The 15,968-nt window shown below is 72.5% G+C and carries 13 protein-coding genes; 1 reads left to right on the top strand and 12 read right to left on the bottom strand.

The features are described 5' to 3' along the window. Window positions 1–136: 136 nt before the first annotated feature. The 11 genes from ACIGZJ_RS25270 to nrdR all read right to left on the bottom strand — a co-directional run bounded on the left by ACIGZJ_RS25270 (window position 137) and on the right by nrdR (window position 12,496). Window positions 137–1,522: an ABC transporter substrate-binding protein gene (locus ACIGZJ_RS25270; protein WP_392940522.1), complete on the bottom strand. Its 1,386-nt coding sequence runs from the start codon at window positions 1,520–1,522 to the stop codon at window positions 137–139. Between the two features lie 302 nt (window positions 1,523–1,824). Continuing rightward, the gene (locus tag ACIGZJ_RS25265; RefSeq protein WP_396459342.1) at window positions 1,825–3,039 is read right to left on the bottom strand and encodes a cytochrome P450; all 1,215 of its coding nucleotides are present in this window, start codon (window positions 3,037–3,039) and stop codon (window positions 1,825–1,827) included. A gap of 119 nt (window positions 3,040–3,158) precedes the next feature. Further along, window positions 3,159–4,403: a cytochrome P450 gene (locus ACIGZJ_RS25260; RefSeq protein ID WP_396459341.1), complete on the bottom strand. Its 1,245-nt coding sequence runs from the start codon at window positions 4,401–4,403 to the stop codon at window positions 3,159–3,161. Beyond that, window positions 4,400–5,059, bottom strand: a complete 660-nt coding sequence (locus ACIGZJ_RS25255; RefSeq protein ID WP_396459340.1) for a GTP-binding protein — start codon at window positions 5,057–5,059, stop codon at window positions 4,400–4,402. The genes ACIGZJ_RS25260 and ACIGZJ_RS25255 overlap by 4 nt, the downstream gene beginning before the upstream one ends. Further along, a complete protein-coding gene (locus tag ACIGZJ_RS25250; protein ID WP_396459339.1) occupies window positions 5,040–5,408 on the bottom strand; it encodes a DUF742 domain-containing protein in 369 nt (122 codons plus the stop codon). The genes ACIGZJ_RS25255 and ACIGZJ_RS25250 overlap by 20 nt, the downstream gene beginning before the upstream one ends. After that, window positions 5,405–5,839 carry a roadblock/LC7 domain-containing protein gene (locus ACIGZJ_RS25245; RefSeq protein ID WP_396459338.1) on the bottom strand — a complete coding sequence of 145 codons (435 nt, stop codon included), beginning with the start codon at window positions 5,837–5,839 and terminating at the stop codon, window positions 5,405–5,407. Before ACIGZJ_RS25245 ends, ACIGZJ_RS25250 begins: the two co-directional genes overlap by 4 nt. Next, complete coding sequence (locus ACIGZJ_RS25240; protein WP_396459337.1) at window positions 5,839–7,593, bottom strand: sensor histidine kinase; 1,755 nt, start codon at window positions 7,591–7,593, stop codon at window positions 5,839–5,841. Before ACIGZJ_RS25240 ends, ACIGZJ_RS25245 begins: the two co-directional genes overlap by 1 nt. 257 nt (window positions 7,594–7,850) lie before the next feature. Then, a complete protein-coding gene (locus ACIGZJ_RS25235) occupies window positions 7,851–8,411 on the bottom strand; it encodes a Clp protease N-terminal domain-containing protein (protein WP_396459336.1) in 561 nt (186 codons plus the stop codon). A 3-nt stretch (window positions 8,412–8,414) separates the two neighbouring features. Further along, a complete protein-coding gene (locus ACIGZJ_RS25230) occupies window positions 8,415–8,699 on the bottom strand; it encodes an RNA polymerase subunit sigma-70 (RefSeq protein ID WP_392940505.1) in 285 nt (94 codons plus the stop codon). 179 nt (window positions 8,700–8,878) lie between these two features. Then, the gene (locus ACIGZJ_RS25225) at window positions 8,879–11,791 is read right to left on the bottom strand and encodes a vitamin B12-dependent ribonucleotide reductase (protein ID WP_396459335.1); all 2,913 of its coding nucleotides are present in this window, start codon (window positions 11,789–11,791) and stop codon (window positions 8,879–8,881) included. Between the two features lie 207 nt (window positions 11,792–11,998). Continuing rightward, a complete protein-coding gene (gene nrdR / locus ACIGZJ_RS25220; protein ID WP_392940502.1) occupies window positions 11,999–12,496 on the bottom strand; it encodes a transcriptional regulator NrdR in 498 nt (165 codons plus the stop codon). A gap of 564 nt (window positions 12,497–13,060) precedes the next feature. Here nrdR and lexA point away from each other — a divergent pair. Continuing rightward, window positions 13,061–13,723 carry a transcriptional repressor LexA gene (gene lexA / locus ACIGZJ_RS25215; RefSeq protein ID WP_224281048.1) on the top strand — a complete coding sequence of 221 codons (663 nt, stop codon included), beginning with the start codon at window positions 13,061–13,063 and terminating at the stop codon, window positions 13,721–13,723. 100 nt (window positions 13,724–13,823) lie between these two features. Here lexA and ACIGZJ_RS25210 read toward each other — a convergent pair whose 3' ends face one another. Further along, on the bottom strand, window positions 13,824–15,956 hold the full coding sequence (locus ACIGZJ_RS25210) for an ATP-dependent DNA helicase (RefSeq protein ID WP_396459334.1): 2,133 nt from the start codon (window positions 15,954–15,956) through the stop codon (window positions 13,824–13,826). Window positions 15,957–15,968 lie beyond the last annotated feature (12 nt).

Here is a 15,968-nt window from a genome sequence, read left to right as displayed (position 1 = left end):
TCGGGGCGGGGGGCGCGGGGGCGGTGGGGGGGGCGGGGGGGGGGGGCGGGGCCGGCGGCGGGGGGGGGGGGGGGGGGGGGGGGGGGGGGGGGGGGCCCCGCACCGCCCTCGGCAGGTGGTCCTGGTGGGAAGGCCGCTACTGCGGCCAGGCCGCGTCGATGTCGGCGGCGGTCTTCTGGATGGACTGGCCCTCGGCGAACCAGGCGGTCAGCGACTTCCACTCCTGCCCGGCGCCGACCGCGGCGGGCATCAGGTCCGAGCCGTCGAAGCGGAAGGTCGCGGCCGGGTCGGTGAGCGCGTCGGCGGAGAGCCGGTCGATCGGGTCGGTGTACAGGCTCTTGTCCACGCCCTGGTTGGCCGAGACCCAGCCGGTGGCGGTCTTCACCCGGCTGCTCGCCCAGTCGGCGCTGGACAGGTAGTTCTGCACCGCCTGCACCTCGGGCCGGCTGGCGAAGGCGGTCAGGAACTCGCCGCCGCCCTCCACCGGGTTGGCCACCGCCGGGTTCACGGCCGGCAGGTGGAAGGCGAAGATGTCGCCGTCCGGACCGACCTTGGTGTCCTTGGGCCACTGCGCCTTGTAGAAGGAGGCCTGCTGGAGCATGGCGCACTTGCCGGTGAGGATCGGCGCGCCCGCGTCCTGGAAGGTGGTGGTGGCGATCGACTTCACGTCGCCGTAGCCGCCGTTGACCCAGGCGGGGTTCTGCATCCAGTCCGCGATGGTCTTCATCGCCGTGGTGATCTTCTCATCGGAGAACTTCACCTTGTGGCTCACCCACTGGTCGTACACCTCGCCGCCGTAGGTGCCCAGCACCACCTCCTCCAGCCAGTCGGTGGCGGGCCAGCCGGTGGCCGTCCCGGAGGCGATGCCGCCGCACCACGGCTTGGTGGCACCGGCCTTGGCGATCCGGTCGCTGAGCGCCATCAGATCGGCCCAGGTCTTCGGCACCTCGTAGCCGGCCTGCTTGAAGGCCTTCGGCGAGTACCAGACCAGCGACTTCATGTTGGCGCTCATCGGCGCCGCGTAGAAGGTGCCGTTGACCGAGCCGTAGGTCTTCCAGACCGGGCTCCACCTGTCCTGGTTGGCGGCGGTCTGCTCGGGCGGCTTGACCACCTTGCCGCTCTTCACCATCTGGGCCAGCAGGCCGGGCTGCGGGATGATCGCGAAGTCCGGGGCGTTGCCGCCGGTCACCCGCACCGGGAGCTGCGACTCGAAGTCGTTGGACCCCTCATAACTGATCTTGATGCCCGTACACTTGGCGAAATCCGCCCAGGACTTCTCCAGGTTGTCCGACTCCGGGCTGAGGATCGACGCGAAGACGGTCACCGTACTGCCCGAATGGCCTGCGTACGGCTGGTACTTGGCGCAGTCCCCCGCCAGCGTCTGGGTACCGCCCGAGCCACCGCCCGAACTGCTCGAACTGTTGGAACAGGCCGCCGTCAGCGCCAGCGCCGCCAGCAGGGCGGGGACGGCGATCGGACGGCGACGGGAACGTGTGGACGGCTCGGTCGTGCTGGGGGTCAATGCGGTCCTCCTCGCCAGGGCGTGAACGCCTCGTACGACAGACCTGCAGCTCGACGGACCTGCAGGGGACAGAACGACAGTGCGCTGTACCGGAGATCGACATGTACCCGGCGGGCTGGCCGGTTTGACGACGTTAACGCAGCAGGCACCCGCCGCCAAGGTGTGCGTTCGACCTTCGTCGGCAAGTGCCCCACTCGTGACCCGTCGCACCACCCGTCCCGGCCCGCTCGGAGCGGGCCGGGCGGGCGGGGCATCGTCCTCGCAACAGCCCGACGGCTGGACCGTCCCGACCGCCCCGGTCGTCAGAACAGCCGGACCGGGATCTCCCGCAGGCTGTTCACCACCAGCGACGGGCTGGGCCTCAACTCCCCGTCCGGCACCGCCAGCGCCAGGTCCGGGAACCGCTCGAACAGGGCCGGCAGCGCCACCCCCGCCTCCAGGCGTGCCAGCGGCGAACCCGGGCAGACGTGCGGACCGTGACCGAAGGAGAGGTGCCGGATCGGATCCCGGGTGATGTCGAACAGCTCGGCCGTCACCCCGTGTTGCGCCGGGTCCCGGCCGATCGCGTTGTACGAGACCAGCACCGGCTCGCCCTTGGGGATCACCACCCCGTCCGCCCCGCCGACCTCGATCGCCTCGGCGGTGAACCGGAACAGGAAGTTGCTGGTCGGCGGCGTCCAGCGGAGCGACTCCTCCACCACCGCGTCCCAGCCGATCTCACCCGAGCGCACCAGCGCCAGCTGGTCCGGGTGCGCCAGCAGCGCCCGGACGGCGTTGCCGAGCAGGTTGACCGTGGTCTCGTGCCCCGCCGCGATGATCACCCGCAGGGTGGCCGCCGCCTCCGCGTCGCTCAGCGCCCCGCCCTCGGTGTCCGCCGCCAGCAGGGCACTGGCCAGATCGTCGCCGGGGGCCGAACGGCGCTGAGCCACCAGGTCGTTGACGAAGGCGTTCAGCGCGGCAATGGTCGCCTGGATGCCCTCGGGGTTCGGGCGGGTGCCGAAGAACCGCTCGTACAGGTCACGCAGATGGCCGTGGTCGGACTCCGGGACGCCGAGCAGCGAGCAGATCACCGTCATCGGCAGCGGGAAGGCGAAGGCCGTCTTGAGGTCCACCACCGGTTCGCCCACCGCCAGCGCGTCCAACAGCGCATGGGTGATCTCCTCCACCCGGGGGCGCATCAGCTCCACCCGGCGCGGGGTGAACGCCTGTGCCACCAGCGCCCGCAGCCGCCGGTGCTCGGCGCCGTCGGTGGTCACCATGCTCGGACCGGGCACCGCCAGACCGATCAGCGGCCAGGTCTTCGGCACCTCGCCGCGCTGGTACGCGGCCCAGTGCGCGGCGTCCTTCACCAGGCGGGCGTCGGTCAGCAGTTCACGCGCGGCCGCGTGCCGCGTCACCGCCCAGGCGGCGACCCCGCCGGGCAGCTCCACGGCCACCGCCGGACCGGCGGCGCGCAGCAGGGCGCCCTCGGCGGCGTTGTCCCCCGCCAGCGGGTCGAGGGCGATCGGGGCGGTCATCGGCACGGTTCTCCTTGGGTGGCTCGGTTGTTGGGTCGCCCGGTTGTTGGGTCGCCCGGCTCTAGAAAGGGCCGGCGCAGGCCGGGGCCGCCGGAACAGCAGGGCCCCGAACGGCGGGCTCAGACCGAGAAGCCCGGGCTGAACGACACCGGCAGCGCCACCAACCCGCGCACCCAGGCCGACGGCCGCCACACCAGCGCGTGCTCCGCCACCGCCAGCCGCAGGTCCGGCAGCCGGTCCAGCAGCACCTCGATCGCCATGGTGGCGATCACCTCGGCCGCCTCCTGCGCCGGGAACGGGCAGCCGTGCTCCCCGTACGAGTAGCTCAGGTGCGCCCGGTTGCCCTCGGCCGGGCTCCCGTCCGGCCGGCGGACCAACGGGTCCGCGTTCGCCCCCGCCAGGCCCAGCAGCACCATGTCCCCGGCGGCGATCCGCTGCCCGCCGAGGACCGTGTCCCGGGTCGCCCAGCGGCCGGCGAAGATCTGCGTCGGGGTGTCCTCCCAGAGCGCCTCGTTCAGCGCCTGGCTGATGCTGCGCCGGCCGCCGGAGAGCGAGGCGGCGAACCGCTCGTCCGTGAGCATCAGCCGCAGCGCGTTGGAGATCCAGTACGAGCAGGGCTGGTGGCCGGCGATCAGCAGCACCCGGAGGTCCCGCATGATCTCGTCGTGCTCCAGGCCCGCCTCGTGTTGCAGCATCGCGGTCGCGATGTCGTTGCCGGGGTGCTCGGCCTTCTCCCGCACCACGTCGAGCATCAGGGCCAGCAGCCGCTGCGCTCCGGCGGGCGCGTCCGGGCCGCCGTCCAGCATCGTCAGCAGTGCCTCGGTCAGGACCGGCGCCTGCTCCTCGCTCAGCCCGAGCAGCCGGCAGAGCACCAGCAGCGGCATCCGGTGGGCGTACTCGGCGACCAGGTCGGCCTCGCCGCGGCCGCCGAACCCGTCGATCAGCCGGTCGGCGATCTCCTCGCAGTGCTTGCGCAGCTCGTACGGGTCGATGGCGGCGAGCGCGTCGGTGACGGCCCGGGAGCGGCGGACGTGCTCCTCGCCCTCGGCGTACAGGATCGACGGCACCGGGGCCATCATCGGCTTCAGCGGCCAGTTCTCGGGGATGTCCGCCCAGGCGTTCCAGCGGGCGGAGTCCCGGCCGAACAGCTGCGGCTGGCCGGTGACCAGCTGCAGCTCGCGGTAGCCGATCACCAGCCAGGCGGGGACGCCGCCGGCCAGCTCGATCGGCGCGACCGGGCCGTGCGCGGCCCGCAGTTCGCGGTAGAGCTGGGCGGGGTCGGTCTGGAAGCGCGGCCCGTACAGCGGGGTGGCGCCGGCGTGCGCCGGGCAGCCCGGCGGCGGGGTGGCGGCGGGCTCGGTCACGGGGTGCTCTCCTGGTACACGGCGGTGGTGGTGTCCTGGTACACGGCGGTGGTGTCCTGGGCCTCGACCCGGGCGGCCAGGTGGCGGACGAGTTCGATCAGCACGCGCTTGCCGTCCTCGCGGTCGCGGGCGTCGCAGTCGACCAGCGGGATGTCGGCGGGCAGGTCGAGCGCCTCGCGGACCTGGTCGAGGGTGTGGGTCGGGTCGCCGAAGTTGTTGCGCGCCACGATGAACGGCGTGCCGTGGTGCTCCAGCCGGTCGATGGCGTACCAGGACTCCTCCAGCCGCCGGGTGTCCACCAGGACGACCGCGCCGAGGGCGCCGCTGAACAGCCGGTCCCAGAGGAACCAGAAACGTTCCTGCCCCGGTGCGCCGAACAGGTACAGCACCTGGCTGGCGGAGAGGGTGATCCGCCCGAAGTCGAAGGCGACGGTGGTGGAGCGCTTGCCCCAGGCGTCCGAGGGGTCGTCGATGCCCTCGCCCGCCCTGGTCATCGTCTCCTCGGTGTTCAGCGGCCGGATCTCGCTGACCGCGCCGACCAGGGTGGTCTTGCCGACCCCGAAGCCGCCGACCACGACGATCTTCAGCGCGTTGTCGGCGGTGCCGCGCAGCGGGGTGCGCCGGGACGCCGGGGCGTCAGAGCTGTTGGAGTCCATGGAGCACCTGCTTCAGCGTGTCGATATCGGGCAGCCGGGCCTTGTCGGGCGCGAACCGGGGGTGCCGGGCGGTGACCGCCCCGGCCTCCAGCAGGTCGCCGAGCAGGATCTTCACCACCGAGACCGGCAGCTTCAGCTCGGCGGCCACCTCGACGACGGCGACCGGTGCCTCGCACATCCGCAGGATGCGCACGTGCTCCGACTGCATGCCCGGTGCCGGCCGGCGCTCGGCCACGATCAGGGTGACCAGGTCGAAGGCGTTCTCCGGCGAACGGCTGCGGCCCCGGGTGATGGTGTAGAGGCGGTCCGGGTCGTCGTCGCGCCCCGGTAGGACCGGCCGCCCGCTCATGCCGGGGCGCTCCCGTCCGCCACCGCGCCCCCGGTGTCCCGGGCCGGGGCGCTGAGGTGGACCCCGATCTGCTCGATCAGGCCGTGCATGTTGTGGCCGACCACGCCCACGTCGGCCTCGTCGTCGGTGACCACCGCGAGGTGCGCGCCCTCGCCGGCCGCCACGATGCAGAGGATGCCGCCGTGGAACTCGGTCATCGACTGCCGCACGCCGCCGCTGCCGTCGCCGAACTCGATCGAGGCGCCGTGCGCCAGGCTCTGCATCCCGGAGGCGATCGCCGCCAGCTGGTCGGCCTGGTCCCCGGTGAGGCCCGCGGTGTGGCAGAGCTTGAGGCCGTCGGCGGAGAGCACCAGGGCGTGTCGGGTGCCGGGGGTGGCGGTCAGCAGGTTGTCCAACAGCCAGTCGAGGTCGCGATCGGTGGCGGTGCTCATCAGGAGTCCTTCTCGGTGACGGGGGAGGCGTCGGAGGTGGTGTCCGTGGTGCCGGTGGTGCCGGTGGTGCCGGGGGTGGCTGAGAGGGTGTCCGTACCGCCGGACCGGGGGGTGTCGGCGGGCGTCCGGGCCTGCTGTGCGGCCTTGCGGAAGGCGCCGAACCGGGCGGCGGCGCTCACCGCGTCGGCGCGGGCCGGCTTCGCGGCGGGGGCCGCGGCCGGGGCGGTCACCGCGAGCGTCTGCCCGCGGCGGCGCTGCGGCAGTCCGCTCTCGGTGACCGGGACGGGCGCGGACGCGGGCGCGGGCACGGGAGCGGGTACGGGAGCGGGTACGGGAGCGGGTACGGGAGCGGGAGCGGGAGCGGGAGCGGGTACGGCGGCGGGCGGCTTGGCCGCCGGAGTGAGCACCGGGCGCGCGCGCACCGCCGGTCGCACCGGCGCGGCCGGCTCGACGGGCGCCGCCGCCGGCTCCGGAGCGGCGTGCGTGACCAGCTGCTGCGGGATCAGCATCACCACCCCGGTACCACCGCGCGCCGACGGCCGGAAGGAGATCTGCAGACCGTACTTGCGGGCCAGCGAGCCGACCACCGCAAGACCGAGCCGGGTGCCGGCCGCGAGCGTGGTGAGGTCCAACGGCTCCGCGCACACGGCCCGTTCGGCCCGCCGCAGCCAACTGTCGCTCAGGCCGAGCCCGCTGTCCTCGACGGTGACCACCAGCCCGGCCGACACCTCCTCGACGTAGACGTGCACCTCGGCCGGCGGGGCGGAGAAGTTGGTCGCGTTGTCCAGGAGTTCGGCGAGCGCGTGCATCACGCCCTCGGCGGCGAACCCGGCGACGGCCGCGGTGCTGGCGTTGTGCAGCCGGACCCGCTGGTAGGCGCCGATCCGGCCGAGCGCACCACGCAGCACAGACTCCACGGCGATCGGCTTCGCCCAGCGCCGCCCCGAGCGGGCGCCGGTGAGCACCGCGATGCCGTCGGCCATCCGGCCCGCCTGCGCGGTCGAGTGGTCCAGGCGCAGCAGGTCGCCCAGCACCTCCTCGTCATGCCGGTGCTGCATCTCGCGCAGCTCGGCGTGCATGCTGGTGGCCAGCGCCTGGACGCGGCCGGCGGCGGTCGCGCAGACCGCGAGGGCGGCGGCCCGCAGCCGCTCGCCCTTCCCGACCTCCTCGGCGACGACGCGCAGCAGCGCGTACTGGGGGTGCGTGCGGTGCCCGGCGAGCGCGCTGTCCACGGACGCGCCGTCGCGGAGCCTCTTCACCACCCCGGGCAGGATCTCGGCGGCGAGCCGGTCCAGTTCGGCGCGCGCGGCCTGTTCCTCCTCGGCCGCCGCCCGCAGCCGGGCCAGCTCGGCGTGGGCGGCCGCCGCATCGGCGCCCGCCCGGATCAGCTCCTCCCGGGCGGCGTCCCGCTCGGCCCGTGCGGCGACGGCATCGGCGCGGGCCGCCGCCTGGGCGTTCCGGGCCGCGTCAACCGCCACCAGGCCCGCCATGGTCTCGCCCTGCTGCCCGGCCAGGTCGGCCGCCAGCCGACGGGAGCGCTCGGCACCGGTCGCCGCGAGGCCGACCGCGATCAGCCAGAGCACCGCGACCGCGCACACGGCGGCGACGGTGAGCGGCTGATGGGCCGCCAGCGCCCGACGGACGCCCACCGGCGCGGCGACCGCCGCCAGCAGGACGGCCCCCGCGGTCAGGGCCGCGGTACGCGCGGCGGGCCGCCGGGGCGCCGCGCCATCGGGGCTGGTGCGTTCTCTCATCGGTGCGGTCCTCGGCAACGGCGGCGGGCGTCGACGGGCTGGCGCCGACAGCGGACGGGCGAATGCGCCACCGCCCGGCCGACGTGATGAAACGTCTCCGGGCGGCTGATCGGTTCACGCAATCGGCAGATCATATCTATTGAGAATGTGTCCTCAACTGGGCAGTTGACGGTCAGTCTCGTTCATTCACGCTGTGTACACCGAACCGCGACCCCGCCCCCGCACCTTGATCACGCCGCCTCCGCCCCGCACCCCGGTCACCCCAACCGCGCCTCCACCGCCCGCCGCACGGCCGCCGCATCCAGCCCGTGATCGACGATCACCCTGGCGCCGAGGCCGTCCCCCTCCCGCATCAGTCCGAGCAGCAGGTGCCCGACCGCGATGTGGCCCGACTTCAGCCGCAGCGACTCCCGCAGTGACAGCTCCAGCGTCTTCTTCGCCCGGGCCGTGAACGGACCGCGCCGTCCCTTGGACTCCGACCGGAACCAGCCGCGCCCCTGCGGCTCCTCCGCCGGCGCGTCCAGCGCCCCCTCCCCGAACACCGACTCCACCGCCTCCCGGACGGCGTCCAGATCCACCCCGATCGCAGCCAGCGCCTGGGCGTCGTCCCCCGCCCCCAGCAGCCGCCGCACCGCCCGCTGCGCGGTCTCGTGATCCAGCCCGGCCCCGATCAGCACCGCGGCCGCCGGGTCCTCCGGCTCGGTCAGGATCGCCAGCAGCAGGTGCTCCGTGCCGACGTACCCGTGCTGAAGTTCCCCCGCCTCCTGCCGCGCCCGGCCCACCACCCGCCGTGCCGACTCGGTGAATCGCTCGAACATCACTCAGCCTCCGCTCTCGTCGCCACCGGAACCCCTGCCGGAACCGCCGCCGGAATCCCCGCTGGATCCCCCGCCGGAACCACGCCGGGCGTACTTCTTGTGCACCGCCTGCCGGGTCACCCCGAGGCAGACCGCGATGTCCTGCCAGGACCAGCCCTGCGCACGGGCGCTGCCCACCTGCAGACCCTCCAACCGGTCCGCCAGGTCGCGCAGCGCACGGACCGCCCGAAGTCCCACCGCGGGGTCACGGCTGCTCGCCGCCGCCGCGAGTTCTCCGCTGTCGCTCATGGTGTCAACTTAGGTTGACGCCCTCCAACTGTCAACCCTGGTTGACAAACTCCGACGCCGAAGCCGCCCCCGCGCACACGAACGACGGGCACGCAAAAGAGGCGGGGCGAGGACACTAAGTCCTCGCCCCGCCTCAACGGCCGGTCACCTCACCAGGCAACGGCCCGGGCCGCGCCCGGTCAGCTGCAGCCGCTGGTGGAGCCGCAGCCCTCGCAGAGGTAGCAGCTGCCGGCGCGGCGCATCTTGGTGCCGCAGGAGAAGCAGAGCGGGGCGTCGGCGTTGAGGCCGAGCTGGATCTCCAGCAGCTCCGTCGAGTTGTGGGCCTGCGCCGGGGCCGGCTTGGGGGCCTCGACCGCGGCGGGCTTGGCCGGGGCCGCCGGAGCGGCGGCCGCGGCCGCGCGCGGGGCGGACTGGGCGAGGGACTCGGTGTCCAGCTCCTCCTCGGCCTCCAGCGGCTCGTAGGAGCCCGTCTCCAGGTGGCGCTGGCGCTCCTCGACGGAGTGGATGCCCAGCGCGGAGCGGGTCTCGAACGGCAGGAAGTCCAGCGCCAGGCGGCGGAAGATGTAGTCGACGATCGACTGCGCCATCCGCACGTCCGGGTCGTCGGTCAGACCGGCCGGCTCGAAGCGCATGTTGGTGAACTTCGAGACGTACGTCTCCAGCGGCACGCCGTACTGGAGGCCGACCGAGACGGCGATGGAGAAGGCGTCCATCATGCCCGCGAGGGTCGAGCCCTGCTTGGACATCTTCAGGAAGACCTCGCCGAGGCCGTCGTCCGGGTAGGAGTTGGCCGTCATGTAGCCCTCGGCGCCACCGACCGCGAAGGAGGTGGTGATGCCCGGGCGGCCCTTGGGCAGGCGCTTGCGGACGGGCCGGTACTCGACGACCTTCTCGACCGCGGCCGGGGCGGACTCCGCCTTGGCCTCCGCGGCCTTGGTCTCCGCCGCCTTGCTCTTCGCCGAGAGCGGCTGACCGACCTTGCAGTTGTCGCGGTAGATGGCGAGGGCCTTGACCCCGAGCTTCCAGGCCTCGAAGTAGATCTCCTCGATCTCCTCGACGGTGGCGGCCTCCGGCATGTTCACCGTCTTGGAGATGGCGCCGGAGATCCAGGGCTGGATCGCCGCCATCATCCGCACGTGGCCCATGGCCGAGATGACCCGCTCGCCCATCGCGCAGTCGAAGACCTCGTAGTGCGCGGTCTTCAGGCCGGGCGCGTCCACCACGTTGCCGTGCTCGGCGATGTGGGCGACGATCGCCTCGACCTGCTCGGCCTGGTAGCCGAGGCGCTTGAGCGCGCGCGGGACGGTGCCGTTGACGATCTGCATCGAGCCGCCGCCGACGAGCTTCTTGAACTTGACCAGCGCCAGGTCGGGCTCGACGCCGGTGGTGTCGCAGTCCATCATCAGGCCGATGGTGCCGGTCGGCGCGAGCACCGAGGCCTGCGCGTTGCGGAAACCGTTCTCCGCGCCGAGGCGGAGCACGTCGCCCCAGGTCTCGGTGGCGGCGGCCCAGACGGGGGCGTCCAGGTCGCCCAGCGCGACGGCCGCACGGGAGGCGTCCGCGTGCTGTCCCATGACCCGCTGGTGCGGGGCGGCGTTGCGGGCGTAGCCGTCGTACGGGCCGACCACACCGGCGAGTTCGGCGCCGCGGCGGTAGGCGGTGCCGGTCATCAGCGAGGTGATGGCGCCGGCCAGGGCGCGGCCGCCCTCGCTGTCGTAGGCGTGGCCGGTCGCCATCAGCAGGGCGCCGAGGTTGGCGTAGCCGATGCCGAGCTGGCGGAAGGCGCGGGTGGTCTCGCCGATCTTCTCGGTCGGGAAGTCGGCGAAGCAGATCGAGATGTCCATCGCGGTGATGACCAGCTCGACGACCTTGGCGAAGCGCTCGGCGTCGAAGGAGTCGTCGTCGCGCAGGAACTTCATCAGGTTCAGCGAGGCGAGGTTGCAGCTGGAGTTGTCCAGGTGCATGTACTCGGAGCAGGGGTTGGACGCGTTGATGCGGCCGGACTCCGGGCAGGTGTGCCAGTGGTTGATGGTGGAGTCGTACTGGATGCCCGGGTCCGCACAGGCCCAGGCCGCCTCGGCCATCTTGCGGAAGAGCTTCTTCGCGTCGACGGTCTCGATGACCTCGCCGGTCATCCGGGCGCGCAGGCCGAACTCCGTGCCGTTCTCGACGGCGGTCATGAACTCGTCGGAGACGCGGACCGAGTTGTTGGCGTTCTGGTACTGGACGGAGGTGATGTCGTCCCCGCCGAGGTCCATGTCGAAGCCCGCGTCGCGCAGGGCGCGGATCTTCTCCTCCTCCTTCACCTTGGTCTCGATGAAGGCCTCGACGTCGGGGTGGTCGACGTCCAGCACGACCATCTTGGCCGCGCGGCGGGTGGCGCCACCGGACTTGATGGTGCCGGCGGAGGCGTCCGCGCCGCGCATGAAGGAGACCGGGCCGGAGGCGTTGCCGCCGGAGGAGAGCAGCTCCTTGGAGGAGCGGATCCGGGAGAGGTTGAGGCCGGCGCCGGAGCCGCCCTTGAAGATCATGCCCTCTTCCTTGTACCAGTCGAGGATCGACTCCATGGAGTCGTCGACGGCCAGGATGAAGCAGGCGCTGACCTGCTGGGGCTGCTTGGTGCCGACGTTGAACCAGACCGGCGAGTTGAAGCTGAACACCTGGTGGAGGAGGGCGTGGGTCAGCTCGTGCTCGAAGACCTCGGCGTCAGCGGGGGTGGCGAAGTAGCCGTTCTTCTCGCCGGCGGCGCGGTAGGTGAGCACCACGCGGTCGATGATCTGCTTCAGGCTCCACTCGCGCTGCGGGGTGCCCACCGCGCCGCGGAAGTACTTGGACGTGACGATGTTGACCGCGTTGACCGACCACGAGTCGGGGAACTCGACGCCGCGCTGCTCGAAGTTGATCGAGCCGTCGCGCCAGTTGGTCATGACGACGTCGCGGCGCTCCCAGCGGACCTCGTCATAGGGGTGGACGCCAGGGGTGGTGTAGATGCGCTCGATCCGCAGACCGCCCTTGGGGGCCTTGCCGGCTCCCTTGGTCGCGGCCTTGTCGGACTTCGACCCGCGTGCGGAACCGCTCGTGGTGTCTGTCACTTCTCGCTCCTCCTCCTGGGCAAACGCCCAAAGTGCCCTGAAAAGTCCGGGCACCGCTGGTTCGTCTTCCGGTGTGCGGACAGGCGACGACCTGCCTGTATCCACACGGTTTGTGGTGTTCTGTGCCCCGTTTCCGGGCATGCTTCGACCCCGTGGGGCCGGTGTGGCTGGCAGCCCCTGGGGGCCGCTGGTACTGCGCCGGGCCTCCTAGGGCGCGGCGGCGGGAACCGGCACGCAGGTGCCGTCCGCCTCGGGGACGGGCCGCTCGGCGCGGAGCTCCGCGATGGCGGCCTCGAAGTCTTCCAGTCCGTCGTACGCCTGGTACACGCTGGCGAAGCGCAGGAACGCGACAACGTCGAGATCCTTGAGCGGTCCGAGTATGGCCAGCCCCACGTCGTGGGTGGTGAGCTCGGACTTGCCGGTGGCCCGCACGCACTCCTCGACCCGCTGGCCGAGCTGGGCGAGCGCGTCCTCGGTGACCGGGCGGCCCTGGCAGGCCTTGCGGACTCCGGAGATGACCTTCTCCCGGGAGAAGGGTTCGGTGACGCCGCTGCGCTTGATGACCATCAGCGCGGCCGTCTCCACCGTGGTGAAGCGGCGGCCGCAGTCCGGACACTGCCGGCGACGGCGGATCGAGCCGCCGTCCTCGGTGGTCCGGCTGTCGACGACGCGGCTGTCGGAATGCCGGCAGAAGGGGCAGTGCACCTGAAAGATCCCTCCCGGGCAGAACGTGCGGACTCGTCGAGTCTACGCGATGTCGACCCGGCCTCGGCAAGCTGATCATGCGACGTGACCACTAGTACTGGGCACGATGTGGACTGTAGCCACTACATCTAGGTCTTCGGGGGAGGTGACACCCCTGGCGTGTCGGCGCCGATTAGACTGCCGGGGCCGACTTTCGGTCGAACATTTAATCGATGTACAGCAAAGCCTTGATCGAGTCAGCCAACTCCCGAATAATTCACTCGAACGTGTGTTTGGCGCAACCTTTCGATAGGAGGTGCCGTTGGGCTGGAAAAGGGGAGAGGACAGCCGTCGAGAGGGGCCGCCGTGAACACGATCGAAAGCAACACCATCCCGGTGCAGGAGCACTCCCAGCTCAAGGTGGGGCAGCGCACCACGAATCAGCAGAGCGTGGACATCAGCATGGACCGTAGCGAAGACCACCGCCTCTCCGGCCCGGCCGTTTCCAGCCCGAGCCGGGTTCCCGACCAGCCGATCGAGCATGCCCCCGTCCTGGACGACGGGCACCCCGCCCCCACCCGTGCGATGCCGGGCCGCCCGCCCGGCATCCGCACCGACGAGGCCGGGCTGACCGAGCGCCAGCGCCGGGTGATCGAGGTCATCCGGGACTCCGTCCAGCGCCGGGGCTACCCGCCGTCCATGCGCGAGATCGGCCAGGCCGTCGGCCTCTCCAGCACCTCCTCGGTCGCCCACCAGCTGATGGCCCTGGAGCGCAAGGGGTTCCTGCGCCGCGACCCGCACCGCCCCCGCGCCTACGAGGTGCGCGGCGTCGAGGTGGCCCGCCCGAACACCGCCGAGACGGCCGGCCGGCCGTCCACCTCGTACGTCCCGCTGGTCGGCCGGATCGCCGCGGGCGGGCCGATCCTGGCCGAGCAGACGGTCGAGGACGTCTTCCCGCTGCCGCGCCAGCTGGTCGGCGAGGGCGAGCTGTTCGCGCTGACCGTCCGCGGGGACTCGATGATCGAGGCGGCCATCTGCGACGGCGACTGGGTCACCGTCCGCCGCCAGCCGGTCGCCGAGAACGGCGACATCGTGGCCGCGATGATCGACGGCGAGGCCACCGTGAAGCGCCTCAAGCGCGAGGACGGCCGGATCTGGCTGATGCCGCACAACCCGGCCTACGAGCCGATCAACGGCGACAACGCGACCATCCTGGGCAAGGTCGTGGCGGTGCTGCGCCGGCTCTGACCACCCGCCGACGCCGGCCCGCGCGACCGCCGCGCACACCCCCGGCACACACTCACGGGAAGGGGCTCCACGCACACCGCGCGGAGCCCCTCCGGCGTTCTCAGCCCCGCTTCGACACCGGCCGGACCGGCTCCGCCGAGGCGTCGATCGCCGCCAGCGAGCGGCGCACCTGGTTGCGGTCGGTGGTGTACCAGAACTCCGGCATCGAGGAGCGGAAGAAGCTCCCGTAGCGCTTGGTCTCGACCCGCGGATCGAGCACCGCCACCACGCCCCGGTCGTCCGCCGCCCGGACCAGCCGACCCGCGCCCTGCGCCAGCAACAGCGCGGCATGGGTGGCCGCGACGGCCATGAAGCCGTTCCCGCCGCGCTGCTCGACGTCCTTCTGCCGGGCGCTCATCAGCGGATCGTCCGGACGCGGGAACGGGATCCGGTCCATCACCACCAGCTGGCAGGCCGAACCGGGCACGTCCACCCCCTGCCAGAGCGAGAGCGTGCCGAACAGGCAGGTGGTGGCGTCCGACGCGAAGTCGCGGATCAACTCCCCCAGGGTGTCCTCCCCCTGGAGCAGGATCCGGTTGTCGAGCCGCTCGCGCATCGCCTCGGCGGCCGTCTGGGCGCCGCGCATCGAGGAGAACAGGCCCAGCGTCCGGCCGCCCGCCGCGCCGATCAGCTCCGCCAGCTCGTCCAGCATGTCGGGCCGCTCGGGGTCGCGCCCCGGGTCGGTCAGGTGCCGGGCGACGTAGAGGATGCCCTGCTTGGGGTACTTGAACGGCGAGCCGACGTCGATGCCCCGCCAGTGCGGCACCGGGTCCTCCCCGAAGGCCGACTCGGGTGCGTCGGCCGGCCCGCGCTCGTCCGGCAGCCGGGCCTCCGAGGGCAGGCCGACCGAGGCGGCGACGCCGGTGAAGTCCCCGCCGAGCTTGAGCGTGGCCGAGGTGAGCACCACCGAGCGCTCCTTGTACAGGCCCTCCCGCAGCAGCCCCGACACGCTCAGCGGGGCGACCCGCAGCGAGGCGGTGCCCATCCCGAAGCGGTCGCTGCGCTCGATCCAGACCACGTCGTACTCGGAGTCCCCGAGCAGCCGCTCGGCCGTCTCGTGCAGCGTCTCCGCGGAGGCCATCGCCTGCTTGCGCACCGCGTCCTCGTCGCTGAGCGCCTTGTCCCGCGTCTCGCCGAGCGAGGTGATCACCTGCCGGCTGGCGTCCCGGATCGCGGTGACCGCGTACGCGAGGTACTCGGGCAGCTCCTCGACCCGGCCGGGCTGGGCCGTCTCCATCAGGCCGTGGAAGTTCTCGGCGGCCGCCTGGAGGGCGTCCACGGCCTTCTCGTTGGCCAGCCGGGCCGCCCGCTTCACCGCCCGGTTGACCGCGCCCACCGTCAGCTCGGCGGTGGCCGCGCCGGTGACCCGGTTGACCAGCTCGTGCGCCTCGTCGACGATCAGCAGCCCGTGCTCGGGCAGCACCGGGGCGCCCTCGATCGCGTCGATCGCCAGCATGGCGTGGTTGGTGACCACGACGTCCGCCAGCTTGGCCCGCTCGCGCGCCTTCTCGGCGAAGCACTCCTGGCCGTACGCGCAGCGGGTGGCGCCGAGGCACTCCTTGGACGTCACCGCGAGCTGCGCCCAGGCCTTGTCGGAGACGCCGGGGCTGAGGTCGTCGCGGTCCCCGGTCTCCGTCTCCTCCGCCCAGTCGCGCAGCCGCAGGACGTCCTGTCCGAGCTTGCCGGTGGGGCCGCCGAGCGCGTCCACCGGGTCGAACAGGCCCTCGCCCTCATCGCTCGGGGTGCCCTCGTTGGCCCGGTGCAGGCAGAGGTAGTTGGAGCGGCCCTTGAGCATCGCGAACAGCGGGCGGCGGCGCAGCACCGGGTGCAGCGCCTCGACGGTGCGCGGCAAGTCCCGCTCCACCAGCTGGCGTTGCAGGGCCAGGGTGGCCGTGGCGATCACCACGCGGTCGCCGTGGGCGAGGGCCGGCACCAGGTAGGCGAGGGACTTGCCGGTACCGGTGCCGGCCTGCACCAGCAGGTGCTCGCCGCTGTCGACGGCGTCGGCCACGGCCTCGGACATGCGGACCTGGCCGGGCCGCTCCACACCGCCGACGGCCGCCACCGCGGCGTGCAGCAGCTCGGGAATGCGGGCCCGCGGGACGGCGGCGACCTCGGCCTCGGAGGCCTCGGGAGCCTCCTCGGAGTCCTCGGCGGCGTCGGCGGGGAGCTGGGATTCGGAGTCGTTCGTCATGACCCTCCCAGC

It is taken from the genome of Kitasatospora sp. NPDC052868, assembly GCF_044547105.1.
Taxonomy (GTDB): Bacteria; Actinomycetota; Actinomycetes; order Streptomycetales; family Streptomycetaceae; genus Kitasatospora.
Note: the sequence above shows the minus strand (reverse complement) of the source record. Positions and strands in the feature narration are given on the sequence as shown.